This is a genomic window from Cupriavidus ulmosensis (assembly GCF_977008105.1).
Genome location: NZ_CDRMWP010000002.1, coordinates 1,784,678 through 1,798,077, shown reverse-complemented (window position 1 = coordinate 1,798,077; position 13,400 = coordinate 1,784,678). Strand labels below are relative to the sequence as shown.

Annotated in this window: 12 protein-coding genes; 6 read left to right on the top strand and 6 right to left on the bottom strand. The window is 69.5% G+C overall.

The window, feature by feature from the left end; translation table 11 throughout:
- Positions 1-103 precede the first annotated feature (103 nt).
- The 3 genes from ACWTPI_RS27665 (at position 104) to ACWTPI_RS27655 (ending at position 2,937) form a co-directional block, all read left to right on the top strand.
- Positions 104-346, top strand: a complete 243-nt coding sequence (locus ACWTPI_RS27665) for a hypothetical protein (protein ID WP_454733332.1) — start codon at positions 104-106, stop codon at positions 344-346.
- 336 nt (positions 347-682) lie between these two features.
- Complete coding sequence (locus ACWTPI_RS27660; protein ID WP_029044185.1) at positions 683-1,144, top strand: HU family DNA-binding protein; 462 nt, start codon at positions 683-685, stop codon at positions 1,142-1,144.
- A 203-nt stretch (positions 1,145-1,347) separates the two neighbouring features.
- Positions 1,348-2,937 carry an FMN-binding glutamate synthase family protein gene (locus tag ACWTPI_RS27655; protein WP_454733331.1) on the top strand — a complete coding sequence of 530 codons (1,590 nt, stop codon included), beginning with the start codon at positions 1,348-1,350 and terminating at the stop codon, positions 2,935-2,937.
- A gap of 15 nt (positions 2,938-2,952) precedes the next feature.
- On the opposite strand, the gene ACWTPI_RS27650 is transcribed toward ACWTPI_RS27655, so the two are convergent.
- The 5 genes from ACWTPI_RS27650 to ACWTPI_RS27630 all read right to left on the bottom strand — a co-directional run bounded on the left by ACWTPI_RS27650 (position 2,953) and on the right by ACWTPI_RS27630 (position 7,540).
- The gene (locus tag ACWTPI_RS27650) at positions 2,953-3,615 is read right to left on the bottom strand and encodes a SagB/ThcOx family dehydrogenase (protein WP_020205732.1); all 663 of its coding nucleotides are present in this window, start codon (positions 3,613-3,615) and stop codon (positions 2,953-2,955) included.
- A gap of 120 nt (positions 3,616-3,735) precedes the next feature.
- Positions 3,736-3,945: a hypothetical protein gene (locus ACWTPI_RS27645; protein WP_454733330.1), complete on the bottom strand. Its 210-nt coding sequence runs from the start codon at positions 3,943-3,945 to the stop codon at positions 3,736-3,738.
- Between the two features lie 300 nt (positions 3,946-4,245).
- Positions 4,246-5,271 (bottom strand): tripartite tricarboxylate transporter substrate binding protein, encoded by a 1,026-nt coding sequence (locus ACWTPI_RS27640; RefSeq protein WP_454733329.1) that lies wholly within the window; start codon positions 5,269-5,271, stop codon positions 4,246-4,248.
- Positions 5,232-6,308, bottom strand: a complete 1,077-nt coding sequence (locus tag ACWTPI_RS27635; protein WP_454734027.1) for an NADPH:quinone oxidoreductase family protein — start codon at positions 6,306-6,308, stop codon at positions 5,232-5,234. Before ACWTPI_RS27635 ends, ACWTPI_RS27640 begins: the two co-directional genes overlap by 40 nt.
- Positions 6,308-7,540 (bottom strand): CaiB/BaiF CoA transferase family protein, encoded by a 1,233-nt coding sequence (locus ACWTPI_RS27630; RefSeq protein WP_454733328.1) that lies wholly within the window; start codon positions 7,538-7,540, stop codon positions 6,308-6,310. Before ACWTPI_RS27630 ends, ACWTPI_RS27635 begins: the two co-directional genes overlap by 1 nt.
- Positions 7,541-7,640: 100 nt before the next feature.
- Here ACWTPI_RS27630 and ACWTPI_RS27625 point away from each other — a divergent pair, with 100 nt between their 5' ends.
- On the top strand, positions 7,641-8,714 hold the full coding sequence (locus tag ACWTPI_RS27625; RefSeq protein ID WP_454733327.1) for a LysR family transcriptional regulator: 1,074 nt from the start codon (positions 7,641-7,643) through the stop codon (positions 8,712-8,714).
- Here the strand turns inward: ACWTPI_RS27625 and kdgD are convergent.
- The gene (gene kdgD, locus ACWTPI_RS27620; protein ID WP_059411608.1) at positions 8,692-9,606 is read right to left on the bottom strand and encodes a 5-dehydro-4-deoxyglucarate dehydratase; all 915 of its coding nucleotides are present in this window, start codon (positions 9,604-9,606) and stop codon (positions 8,692-8,694) included. The genes ACWTPI_RS27625 and kdgD overlap by 23 nt on opposite strands.
- Before the next feature lie 504 nt (positions 9,607-10,110).
- Here kdgD and ACWTPI_RS27615 point away from each other — a divergent pair.
- Positions 10,111-11,472, top strand: coding sequence for an MFS transporter (locus ACWTPI_RS27615; protein WP_454740529.1), 1,362 nt, complete (start codon positions 10,111-10,113; stop codon positions 11,470-11,472).
- Between the two features lie 52 nt (positions 11,473-11,524).
- Positions 11,525-13,135, top strand: a complete 1,611-nt coding sequence (garD, locus tag ACWTPI_RS27610) for a galactarate dehydratase (RefSeq protein WP_454733325.1) — start codon at positions 11,525-11,527, stop codon at positions 13,133-13,135.
- Positions 13,136-13,400 lie beyond the last annotated feature (265 nt).

Below are 13,400 nucleotides of genomic sequence, written 5' to 3'. Positions count from 1 at the left end.
GAACGGAGGCTGAACGGGGGCTGAACGCGGCGCTCAGGCGCGGTTCAGGGAGTGCTCGCCACAATCGGCGCCTTCGTCGTTGCCGCCTTTCCGGGAGCCTGCCATGCCAGACCTTCGCGTCCCCAATGATAGTCCTTCGCGCCGCCGGTCCGGCACGGCACGGCGCGCGCTGCTGCTGGCCGGCGCGGTCGCGGCGGTGCTGCTCGGCGTGATCGCGCTGTTCTGGCCGCACGCCGGCGCGCGCGCCGTGCTGCACGAGTGGAAGCACCTCGACGGCGGGCTGCTGATGATCGCGCTCGGCGCGCTGCTGCTCGGGCCGGTGTTCGCGTTCGGACTCGACGCATGACTAGGACGTTGCTGATTTTTTTCCGCCGCCGGTACCGCGCGCGAGCGCGCCTCGCGTTCCCCGTTTTCGTGTTTACCCCTTGTTTTCAGGGGCCAAAGCGGTGCGCGCTGCTGCTTCCACGCGACACAACGGCGCACCACGACAGGAAAAAACCCGGAAAAACCCGGGGAAAACCCCGCTTTTTGCATCGACAAGCACGAAAACCCCTTGACGTGCGCTCGTTTCCGCTATGATTCAGTCGGTGTCGCGCGCCGACAGCCGGCTGGTCAAGAACCAGCGCGGCATCGGGTGCCACATCCCGTGCGACATCCTTCTGTTCAACTCATATTTATCGATATGGCGACCAAAGCGAATCCGACCGCGAAGACTGCAACCAAGACCGCTGCCAAGAAGGCACCGGCAACCAAAGCACCCGTAAAGGCTGCTGCCAAGAAGGCCGCGCCGGCCAAGAAGGCTGCTCCCGCTGCTGCGGTAACACCGAAGCCGCTGAAGGAAACCTTCAACAAGTCGAGCCTGGTCGCTCACCTGGTAGCCCAGACCCAGCTGGAAGCCAAGGCCGTGAAGACGGTGCTGGCCCATCTGGAAAACACCATCGTCAGCGCGCTGCACAAGAAGGGCGCCGGCGAATTCACGCTGCCCGGCCTGATGAAGGTCACGGCGCAGCAAGTGCCGGCCAAGAAGAAGCGCTTCGGCAAGGACCCGTTCTCCGGTGAAGAGCGCTGGTTCCCGGCCAAGCCCGCGAGCGTCAAGGTCAAGGTGCGCCCGCTGAAGAAGCTGAAGGACGCGGCCGCCGCCTGACCGGCGACTGTGCCGGGCTTCCACGGGGAAGCCTGAATGCAGCTTGAGAGAAGGAGCCGCTTGCCGGCTCCTTTTTCTTTGCAGCGCCGCCCGCGCGGCCGCCATGCGCGGCATCCGGCGAGGCAACCGCCACCATGCCGGATTCGCGCGGAACGGCGATAATCGCGGGGCCGCCGGCCCGGGGCCGGCACCTAGGAGCATCCATGTTTTCTCGTCGTTACGGCGCGGTGTGGTTGTCCGCGCTGGCCTTGCTCGCCTGCGCGGTCCTCGCCGCGGTCCACCGCATCTCGCCGGGCTGGCTCGCCGTGCCGGTCGCGCTGCTGCTGGTCGGCCTGCGCGACATCGGCCAGTCGCGCCACTCCATCCTGCGCAACTACCCGATCTGGGGCCACCTGCGCTTCTTCTTCGAATTCATCCGCCCGGAAATCCGCCAGTACTTCATCGAGGACGACACGCACGAGATGCCGTTCTCGCGCCAGCAGCGCAGCCTGGTCTACCAGCGCGCCAAGAACGAGGTCGACAGCCGGCCCTTCGGCACCGAGATCGACGTGCGCCTGGCGGGCCACGAATGGATCAGCCACTCGCTCGCGCCCACCCGCATCCCGTCGGCCGACTTCCGCATCACCGTCGGCGAGGGCCGCGCCCAGCCGTACTCGCTGTCGGTGTTCAACGTGTCGGCGATGAGCTTCGGCGCGCTGTCCGGCAATGCGATCCGCTCGCTCAACCGCGGCGCCAAGATCGGCGGCTTCATCCACGACACCGGCGAAGGCTCGATCTCGCCCTACCACCGCGCCGAGGGCGGCGACCTGATCTGGGAAGTGGCCTCGGGCTATTTCGGCTGCCGCCGCGCCGACGGCCGCTTCGACCCCGACAAGTTCGCCGAGCAGGCCCGCTCGCCGCAGGTCAAGATGATCGAGGTCAAGCTCTCGCAGGGCGCCAAGCCCGGCCACGGCGGCGTGCTGCCGGCGGCCAAGGTGACGCCCGAGATCGCCGCCACGCGCGGCATCGGCATGGGCGAGGACTGCATCTCGCCGGCCACCCACAGCGAGTTCTCCACGCCGCTGGGCCTGCTGCAGTTCGTCGAGCGCCTGCGCGACCTGTCGGGCGGCAAGCCCACCGGCTTCAAGCTCTGCATCGGCCATCCGTGGGAATTCTTCGGCATCGTCAAGGCCATGCTCGAATCCGGCATCCTGCCCGACTTCATCGTGGTCGACGGCGCCGAAGGCGGCACCGGCGCGGCGCCGCTTGAATTCGTCGATCACATCGGTGTGCCGCTGCAGGAAGGCTTGCTGCTGGTCCACAACACGCTGGTCGGCGCGAACCTGCGCGACAAGATCCGTATCGGCGCGAGCGGCAAGATCATCACCGCCTTCGACGTGGCGCGCACGCTCGCCACCGGCGCCGACTGGTGCAACTCCGCGCGCGGCTTCATGTTCGCGCTGGGCTGCGTGCAGGCGCAGAAATGCCACACCGACCGCTGCCCGGTCGGCGTGGCCACCCAGGACCCGGTGCGCCAGCGCGCCATCGTGGTGCCGGACAAGGCCCAGCGCGTGGCCAACTTCCACCGCCAGACCCTGCACGCGCTGCAGGAACTGCTGCAGGCGGCCGGCCTGCAGCATCCGGGCGACCTCGAGCCGCACCACATCGTGCGCCGCATCTCGCCCAACGAGGTGCGGCTGATGTCCGAGCTGCTCAAGTTCCTCGCGCCGGGCGACCTGCTCAACGGCAACTTCCGCTACCAGCTCTACGAGAAATACTGGCCGCTGGCGCGCGCGGACAGCTTCGCGCTGTAGGCCGCGCGGCCGGGGTTACTGCGCCGCGCCGCCGGCCGCCGGGAACCCGACCGACTGCGCCAGCACCGGCACCTCGTCCTCGTTGAGCGACATGGCTTCCGCGAGCTGGCGCTGGTTCAGCCATCCGCGCACCACGGTGGCCAGCCCGCTGGACGCGCAGTAGAGATAGACGTTCTGGGCGATGGCGCCGGCGGCCACGCCCGAGAACACGTCCTGCTGCTGCCTGGGCATGCCGGTCATGCGGCCGTGGTTGACCACGTACACGAGGTCGAGCGCCGCTTCCTTGACGAAGTCCTGGTAGCCGGTCAGGCCGCGCGCGTCGATGTCGCGCTTGAGCAGCAGGCAATGCTGCTGCGGATCGTAGCGGTACAGGCCGCCCGGCAGGGCGGCGTAGACGTCGATCTCGTGGATGCCGTGGGCGGAGGGCGCCGTATGCCCACCGGCGGCGGCGCGGTTGATGCCGTTGGCGGCCCACAGCAGCTCGCCGAGGCGGTGCAGCGACAGCGCCTCCGTGCCGAACTCGCGCGTGCTGTGGCGCTGCCAGAGCGCGCCCATCAGCGGCAGCCCGGTGGTCATGTCCGGCGCCGGCAGCGCGATGGTCTTCGCCGGCGTGCCGGCCGAGGGCCTCGGCAGCAGTCCGGCGACAGGCTGGTACGTCAGCAGTTTTTCCTGGTTCATGGCAAGCCTCGTTCAGGTCATGTGCGGTACGTGGCCGCGGGCAGCGTGCCGGCCGGCGTGGTCGATGCGCTGCTGGCGGGAGCTTCGGGTGAAGGCGGATGGAAAGGACAGCGCGGGCGGCTAGCAGAGCCAGCCGATGGCCCGCAGGAAACGATGGCCGTCTCCGGTCACATGCATCCGCTTGCAGCCGGGCACCGGCGCTTCCAGGCGCACCAGCTGCCGCTCGACCAGCGCGCCGATGTCGGCGGGATCCAGCTCGCGATGGCGCGCCGAATCGTTAAGGATCATCAGGGCTGCGATCTCGTGAGGGCTCAGCATCACAGGCATCATTGTCTCCAGCACGCGGATATGGCTATCGGGGCGCCGCCGGCGGCCATCGGGACAGGGCCATTGCGGCAGCCCGGCCGTGTCCGCTTGCGGTGCTCAAGAACTATATGTGCCACGGCGCCATCTCTGGCGCCATGTCGCATGGCCATTGCGCTGGATCAAACCGGGGGCGGCGCGGTGCCGCGGCGCGCATGCGGGGCGGCGGGCGGTGCGGCGCGAAATGTGTGGGCGGGGACGCCCGGGCGCCCGCATCCGCGGCATGCGCGAACGCCGGTTACGGGATCGACATGCCTGCGCGGGGTTCTACTGGTCCGCCTTGGCGCCCGACTTGCGCACGATCTCGGCCCATTTGTTGCCTTCGGCCTGCGTGTAGCGCGCGAACTCGGCCGGCGACGAACCGACCGGCTCGGCGCCCATCTCGGCGTACTGGCGCTGCACGTCGGGCTGGCGCAGGGCCTGCGCGGCGTTGGCCGCGAGCTTTTCGACCACCGGGCCGGGCGTGCCGCGCGGCGCCCACAAGCCGTACCACGTGCTGATGTTGAAGCCGGGCAGGCCGGATTCGGCCACGGTCGGCACATCCGGCAGCGCGCGGGCGCGCTTGAGCGTGGTCACGGCCACCGCGCGCAGCTTGCCGGCCTTGATGAACGGCATGGCCGAGGGCATCGAGTCGAACATGAGCTGGATCTGCCCGCCCATCAGGTCGGTCAGCGCGGGCGAACTGCCCTTGTACGGCACGTGCTGCATCGACACGCTGGCGGCGATCTTGAACGATTCCCCGGCAAGCTGCTGGGCCGAGGCGTTGCCGGCCGAGCCGAAGTTGAGGCTGCCGTTGCGCGCCTTGGCCAGGGCGATCAGGTCGCGCACGGTCTTGACCGGCGACTCGTTGTTGACCACCAGCACCAGCGGCACGTCCGCGAGTTGCGTGATGGGCACGAAATCGCGGAACGCGTCATAGCGCATCTTGGGGTAGATGCTCGGGTTGATCACGTGCAGCGAGGCGTTGGCGAGCAGCGTGTAGCCGTCGGCCGCGGACTTGGCCACGTTCTCGGCGCCGATCATGCCGCTGGCGCCGGGCCGGTTGTCCACCACCACGGTCTGCCCGAGCGTGTCGCCCATGCGCACGGCGACCACGCGCGCCAGCAGGTCGGTGGGGCCGCCCGGCGGATAGGGCAGCACCAGGCGGATCGGGTGCTGCGGGTAGTCGTCGGCGGCGCGCGCGGCCCCCCCGCCCAAGGCGCAGGCGATGGCGATGGCGACGGTGGCGGTGGCGAGGGTGGCGGCGCGCAGCGCTAGCCCGGTTGCGGCCCTGCGGCCGGCGTGGTGGTGCATGGTTCTGTCTCCTGGATTTTTATCGCGACTTTGCCGACCACCTGGCGGGCTTCGAGCGCGTGCAGCGCCTCGGCCAGCCCGGTCATCGGGTACACCTTCGACACGGTCGGCCGAATTTTTCCCGCGCTGGCCCACGCCAGCAGCGTCTGCATCACGGCCTGCAGCGCGGGCGCGTGCTGCGCGCGCTCGTTGGCGGGCGTCCAGCCGATATAGCGGCCGACGAAGAAGCCGTGCAGCGTCAGGTTCTTGACCAGCAGCAGGTTCAGCGGCGCCTGCGGGATGCGCCCGCTGGCAAAGCCCACGCTGAGCAGCCTGGCGTTGGCGGCGGCCGCGCGCAGCGACTGGTCGAACAGGTCGCCGCCCACCGGGTCCACCACCACGTCGGCGCCGCGCCCGCCGGTCACGCGCTTGACGGCGGCGGCGAGGTCTTCGGGGGCCAGCGCGTGCGCCGCGCCACGCCGCAGCGCCTCCTCGCGCTTGGCTTCGGTGCTGGCGCAGGCAATGACCTGCGCGCCGAGTTCGCGCGCGATCTCCACCGCCGCCAGTCCGACCCCGGCGCCGGCGCCCAGCACCAGCACGGTCTCGCCGGGCTGCACCGCGCAGCGCCACACCAGCCCGCAGTAGGCGGTGCCGTAGGACAGCGGGACCGGCAGCGCGCGCAGGGTGTCGACCGCATCCGGTATGGGGTAGACCGTGTACTCGGGCAGGCAGACCTGCTCGGCGAAACAGCCCCAGTCGGCGATGGCCACCACGCGGTCGCCGGGGCGCAGGCGCGTGACCGCGCTGCCGCGGGCGACCACGCGGCCCACCGCCTCGGTGCCGGGCACGAAGGGCAGCGGCGGCCTGGTCTGGTAGCGTCCGGCCACCATGAGGCCGGTGGCGTGGCTGACGCTGGCGTATTCGACGGCGATCACCACCGCATGCGGGTCGAGCGCAGCGGAGTCGAGTGCGGCAGGGTCGAGAACTGCGGGGGCGGGGATGTCCGCCACGCGCACGTCCTCGGCCGGGCCGAACCGGTCGCACAGCAGGGCGCGCATCATGCCGCGGCTCCCGCTGCCTGCCGCACCACGCCGGCCGCCAGCCAGCGGTCGAGATCGTCCTGGGAGACTCCCCATTCGCGCAGCACGGCCTCGGTGTGCTCGCCGATGCGGGGCGCGGCGCCCGTGGGGCGGCGCAGACCGCGGGCGGGAATGCCGGCGAACGGCAGCGTGCCCAGTCCCGGCTGCTCGATCTGCTGGAAGGTGCCTTGCTGCGCCGCCTGCGGATGGTCCAGCACCTGCCGGTGGTCGCGCACCGGCGCGTGGAGCACGTCGTGCGCCTGGAACACATCGAGCCAGTGCGCGGTGCGCTCGCGCGCGAGGCAATCGGTGACCGCGTCGCGCAGCCAGCCGGCATGGGCCATGCGGCTGGCGTTGTCGGCAAAGCGCGGGTCCGCGGCCCAGCCGGGCTGGCCGAGCGCCTGGCAGAGCCGGCCGAACTGCGCATTGTTGAGGGCCAGCAGCGTGATGCTGCCGTCGCGGGTCGGGAACACGCCGTTGGGCGCGCTGACCGGGCCGGCCGCGGCCGTGCCCTGGATGGCGTATTCGAGGATGTTGTTGGCCTGCAAGGCGCAGCAGGCGTCGAACAGGCTCAATTCCACGTGGGCGCCGGTGCCCGCCGTGCGGAAGCGCCGGCACAGCGCGGCGGCGCACGCCTGCGCCGCGTACAGGCCGGTGGCCGCGTCCGCCAGCAGCATGCCGATGCGGCGCGGCGTGCCGTCGGCGAGGCGGTTGGCGAACATCAATCCGCTGTCGGCCTGCATGACCGAGTCCGAGGCGGGATGGTCGGCATAGGGGCCGTCGGCGCCGTAGCCGCTGATGGACACATAGACCAGCGCCGGGTCGCGCGCGGCCAGCGCGGCGTAGCCCACGCCGAGGCGCTCGGCCACCTGCGGGCGGAAGTTCTGCACCACCACGTCGGCCCGCAGCGCGAGGTCGAACAGCAGGGTCTTGCCGGCATCGGTGGCCGCGTCGACGCAGACGCTGCGCTTGCCGCCGTTGTAGGCTACCGACAGCGCGCTGTGCTCGCCGCGCACCACGCCCACGTGCCGGCCCCAGTCGCCCGCGGGCGGGTCGACCTTGACCACCTCGGCGCCTTGCTGCCACAGGATATGCGCGCAGTACGGCCCGGCGATGCCCTGGCTGATGTCGAGCACGCGCAGCCCGGCGAAGGGCAGGTCGGCAGGCGAAGCGGAAGGATGAGTCGTGTGCGGGGGCTGGGTCTGGGCCATCGGTATCGAACGCGGAATCGTCAGGTGGCTGGGGATGGCTTATGCTACGGCGCATCTCCCGCGGTAACAATCCGCCTGACTGTGCCAACCGTGTTGATCCATGATTGACAATACCCTCGGACATCTCGATCTCAACCTGATCCGCCTGTTCGTCACGCTGGTCGAATCGAAGACGCTCACGGCCGCCGCCGAGCGCGGCGGCATGACCCGCTCCAACGTCTCGCGCCGCCTCAAGGCGCTCGAGCAGCATATGGGCGCGCAACTGATGCGGCGGACCACGCGCCACGTGGAGCTGACCGAGGCGGGCCGCCTGCTTTACGCCCACGGCGTGCGCATGCTGGACGAGCTGCAGGCCGCCGGCACCTCGATCGACAGCCTCGGCCAGACCGTGCGCGGCGACGTGCGCATCCGCCTGCCGACCGGCCTCGGCCATCTCTACCTGGCGCAGGTGCTGCTGGAGTTCGCGCGGCAGTATCCGGCCATCTCATTGCGGGTGCTGATCAACGACTACATCGGCGATCTCGTGTCCGCCGAGGTGGACGTGGCGCTCAAGATCACCTCCCAGCCGCCGGACGACCACGTGGCCCGCCGCATCTGCGCGGTGGGCTGGACCCTGTGCGCGGCGCCGGACTTCCTGGCGCGGCACGGCGCGCCGGCGAGCGCCGAGGCGCTGGCGGGCTGCGATCTGATCTCCCCGGCTTCGCTGGGGCGACGCTTCGATCTCAAGCTCAAGATGGCCGGCACGCAACTGATGCTGCGCGTGGCGCCGCGCATCCAGTCGGGCGACTACCCGTTCCTGGTCGAGACGGTGACGGGCGGCCTCGGCGTGGCGCTGCTGCCGCGCTATGCGGTGTGGCGCCAGATCGCGCGCGGCGAACTGGTGGCGGTGCTGCCGGAATACGAGCCCGAAGGCGTGGGCGACAGCATCTACATGCTGACCGCGCCCAACCGCTTTCCCACGCTGGCCACGCGCACGCTGATGGATTTCATGCGGGCGCGGCTGGAGCGCGAGGCGGGGAACTGGGCCGGCAGGGGGGAGGAGGAGACGGAGGAAGCAAAGGATGCGGAAGGAACGGCGGCGGCGAGCGGAGCCGGGACGGGCTCCGCGCAAGACAGCCGGCGGCCCGGAGGCGGCCCGCCGGCCGGCCCGCTTACTGCGGCCCCATCTTCTTGATCAGCGCGTCGAGCTGCTCGCATTCCTGCTCGGTCAGGTCGGTCAGCGGCGCGCGCACCGGGCCCGCGTCATGGCCGACCAGCCTGGCGCCGGCCTTGACGATGCTCACGGCATAACCGGCGCGGCGGTTGCGGATGTCCAGGTAGGGCAGGAAGAACTCGTCGAGCAGGCGGTTGGTGGTGGCGTGGTCGTCGGCGGCGATGGCGCGGTAGAAGTCCATCGCCGTCTTCGGGATGAAGTTGAACACGGCCGACGAATACACCGGCACGCCCAGCGCCTTGTAGGCCGCGGCATAGACTTCCGCGGTCGGCAGGCCGCCCAGGTACGACAGGCGGTCGCCCAGCTTGCGGCGGATGCGCACCATCGGCTCGATCTCGCCCACGCCGTCCTTGAAGCCGATCAGGTTGGGGCAGCGGTCGGCCAGCCGTTCCAGCATCTCCGCGTTGATGCGGGAGTTGGCGCGGTTGTAGACGATCACGCCGATGTTGACCGACTTGCACACCTCCTCGATATGGTTGGCGATGCCTTCCTGGCTGGCTTCGGTCAGGTAGTGCGGCAGCAGCAGGATGCCCTTGGCGCCCAGGCGCTGCGCTTCCCTGGCGTAGGCGATGGCCATGCGGGTCGGGCCGCCTGCGCCGGCCAGGATGGGCACCTTGCCGGCGCAGGTTTCCACGGCGGTGCGGATCACGTTGGCATAGTCGTCCGGCGTCAGCGAGAAGAACTCGCCGGTGCCGCCGGCGGCGAACAGCGCGGTGGCGCCGTAGGGCGCCAGCCATTCGAGGCGCTCCACGTAGGTGTCGGGACGGAAGTCGCCTTGCGCGTCGAAGTCGGTCACGGGGAAGGAGAGCAGGCCTTCCGAGATGATCTGCTTGAGTTCTTGTGGTGTGGTCATGATGGCTGGTCCTGAGCGCCGCAAGGGCAAGGTTTAGGTCAGTTGGCTCCGTGCTTCCCGTGGGGAGCACTCGTTCTTGAGATATGTCATCGTACAACTGTGACCGGGTTTATGCAAGCGGATTTGTCATGAGGGCGACCGTGGGAGGTGGCGATGGCGGAAAGCGGCGGCGCTGGCCGGCCGGGCAGGGGACCGGCTTCGATGCGCCGCTCCGCGTCGAATGTCCGCTGAATACCCGACGGATGCCTGAAAGCTCGCTGAAAGACAGGTGCGGTAGCGCTTCGGACGCCTTCTCCCGCACGCCATGTCCCATCGGCAAAGCCGCCCGGCGACTAATCGGTCCTGCAGCCCGACATCGGGTAAACACTTAGCTTCGCATCCGAAACCAGGTGCTTATAATTCCAGTCATACGATGACATATCACGAGGCCGGCGGCAGTCTCGATGTGGCCGGCACCGGTTGGAAGGGGGCCTCCACGCGCGCGGCCGGCCTGCCGGAGACCCCATGAATCCCAGCAACACCCTCACCGTGGCCGGCGAGGCCACCCGCCGCAGCAACGTCCGCTACTGGATCCTGCTGATGATCTTCGTGGTGACGACGGTCAACTACGCCGACCGCGCCACGCTCTCCATCACCGGCCCGGCCATGCGCCAGGAGTTCGGCTTCGACGCCGTGCAGATGGGCTTCATCTTCTCCGCCTTCAGCTGGGCCTACGTGATGGCGCAGATCCCGGGCGGCTGGCTGCTCGACCGCTTCGGCGCGCGCCGCATCTATGCGTGCAGCATCTTCCTGTGGTCGCTGTTCACGCTGCTGCAGGGCTTTATCGGCGTGTTCGCCACGGTCGGCGCGGCCGTCACCACGCTGTTCGTGCTGCGCTTCGCCGTGGGGCTGGCGGAGTCGCCGGCGTTCCCGGCCAACGCCAAGGTCGTGGCAAGCTGGTTCCCCACGGCCGAGCGCGGCACCGCCTCGGCCATCTTCAATTCCGCGCAGTACTTCGCCGCGGTGCTGTTCACGCCGCTGATGGCGTGGCTCACGCATGCGCTCGGCTGGCATCACGTTTATATGTGGATGGGCGCGTTCGGCATGGTGCTGGCGGGCCTGTGGATCAAGGTGGTGCGCAGCCCGGCCACGCATCCGGCGGTGAACCGCGCCGAGCTGGAGCACATCCGGCAGGGCGGCGGCCTGATCGAGATGAGCGGCGACGGCGGCAAGGCCCGCGCCGGCAAGGAGCCCGCCGGCGCGCGCTGGTTCTATGTGAAGCAACTGCTGTCCAACCGCATGCTGCTGGGCGTGTACCTGGGCCAGTACTGCATCAACGTGCTTACGTATTTCTTCCTGACGTGGTTCCCGGTGTACCTCGTGCAGGCGCGCGGCATGTCCATCCTCAAGGCCGGCTTCGTGGCCTCGCTGCCGGCGATCTGCGGTTTTCTCGGCGGCGTGCTGGGCGGCGTGATCTCGGACACGCTGCTGCGCCGCGGCCATTCGCTCACGATGGCGCGCAAGGTGCCGATCGTCGCCGGCATGCTGCTGTCGGTCAGCATGGTGGCCTGCAACTACGTGGACAGCGAATGGCTGGTGGTGGGCTTCATGGCGCTGGCCTTCTTCGGCAAGGGCATCGGCGCGCTGGGCTGGGCCGTGGTGGCCGATACCGCGCCGAAGGAAGTGATCGGGCTGGCCGGCAGTATTTTTAATATGTTCGGCAATATTGCCGGCATCGTCACGCCGATCGTGATCGGTTATATCCTTGGCGCCACCGGCTCGTTCAACGGCGCGCTGGTCTTCGTCGGCGCCAACGCGCTGGTGACGGTGATCAGCTATCTGGTGATCGTCAAGGAAATCGGGCGCGTCGAGCTCAGGCATCCCTGAGCGGCGCGCGGCACGCATCTGGGCACGTATCTGGCAAGGAACAAGGAAGGTCATGTCGGTGATCGATATCAAGATTGAACAACCAGGCGGCGCGCCGGCGGGCGCGCAGGCGCAGGGCGCCCCGCTGTACATCCGCATCCACGAGCAGGACAACGTGGCCATCGTTGCCAATGACGGCGGGCTGCCCGAAGGCGCGGTGTTCGCGGACGGGCTGACGCTGCGCGAGCGCGTGCCGCAGGGCCACAAGGTGGCGCTGGCCGACCTCAGGGCAGGCGACGCGGTGGTGCGCTACAACGTGGTGATCGGCTACGCGCTCAAGGACCTGCCGCGCGGCAGCTGGGTCAACGAGCGCGTGATCGAGATGCCGGTCGCGCCCGAGCTGCACGACCTGCCGGTCGGCACGCGCGCCGCGGCGCCGCTGCCGCCGCTGGAGGGCTACACCTTCGAGGGCTTCCGCAACCCGGACGGCTCGGTCGGCACGCGCAACATCCTCGCCATCACCACCACCGTGCAGTGCGTGTCGGGCGTGGTGGAGCACGCGGTGCGCCGCATCAAGGCCGAGCTGCTGCCGCAGTATCCCAACGTGGACGACGTGATCGGCCTGGAGCACACCTATGGCTGCGGCGTCGCCATCGACGCGCCGGACGCCATCGTGCCGATCCGCACGCTGCGCAACATCGCGCTCAACCCCAATTTCGGCGGCACCGCGATGATGGTGAGCCTGGGCTGCGAGAAGCTCCAGCCCGAGCGCCTGATGCCGGCCGGCACCCTGCCCGCGCAGGCCGGCGCCGGCAGCCTCGACGTCGGCGTGGTGTGCCTGCAGGACGACGCGCATGTCGGCTTCGAGAGCATGATCGATTCCATCATGGCGATGGCGCACACGCACCTGGCCAGGCTGGACCAGCGCCGCCGCGAGACCTGCCCGGCTTCCGAGCTGGTGGTGGGCGTGCAGTGCGGCGGCAGCGATGCTTTCTCGGGCGTGACGGCCAACCCGGCGGTCGGGTTCGCCACCGACCTGCTGGTGCGCGCCGGCGCCACGGTGATGTTCTCCGAAGTCACCGAGGTGCGCGACGGCATCGACCAGCTCACCGCGCGCGCGGCCACGCCCGCGGTGGCGCAGGCCATGATCCGCGAGATGGACTGGTACGACCGCTACCTGGAAAAGGGGCGCGTGGACCGCAGCGCCAACACCACGCCCGGCAACAAGAAGGGCGGCCTGTCCAATATCGTGGAAAAGGCGATGGGCTCGATCGTCAAGTCCGGCACCAGCGCCATCACCGGCGTGCTGTCGCCGGGCGAGAAGCTCACGCAGAAGGGCCTGATCTACGCCGCCACGCCGGCCAGCGACTTCATCTGCGGCACGCTGCAGCTTGCCGCCGGCATGAACCTGCACGTGTTCACCACCGGCCGCGGCACGCCCTACGGGCTGGCCGAGGTGCCGGTCATCAAGGTCGCCACGCGCAGCGACCTCGCGCGCCGCTGGCACGACCTGATGGACGTCAACGCCGGGCGCATCGCCACCGGCGAGGCCACCATCGAGGACGTGGGCTGGGAGCTCTTCCTCCTGATGCTGGACGTGGCGAGCGGACGCAGGAAGACCTGGGCCGAGCATCACAAGCTGCACAATGCGCTGGCCCTGTTCAACCCGGCGCCCGTGACCTGAGTCCCGCCGCGCGGCCGGTTTCCGCCGGCGTCCGGGGCACGCGTCCCGGACGCCTTTACATTGGCGCGGCGCCAACCTTAAATTGGGGAAGGATCCGTTCCCCACCGCGGCGACAACACACCGCACAAACCAGCCGCACAAGGCAAAGGGCGCCGCCACGGCAGGCGCCCGGCCTGCCGCCACCGCGTTGCTCCGTTCGCTTCGCCATGCCGCTTTTCCCGCCGACATGACGCTTCGGCGGGGGCATGCCGTGCGCGCGTTTGCC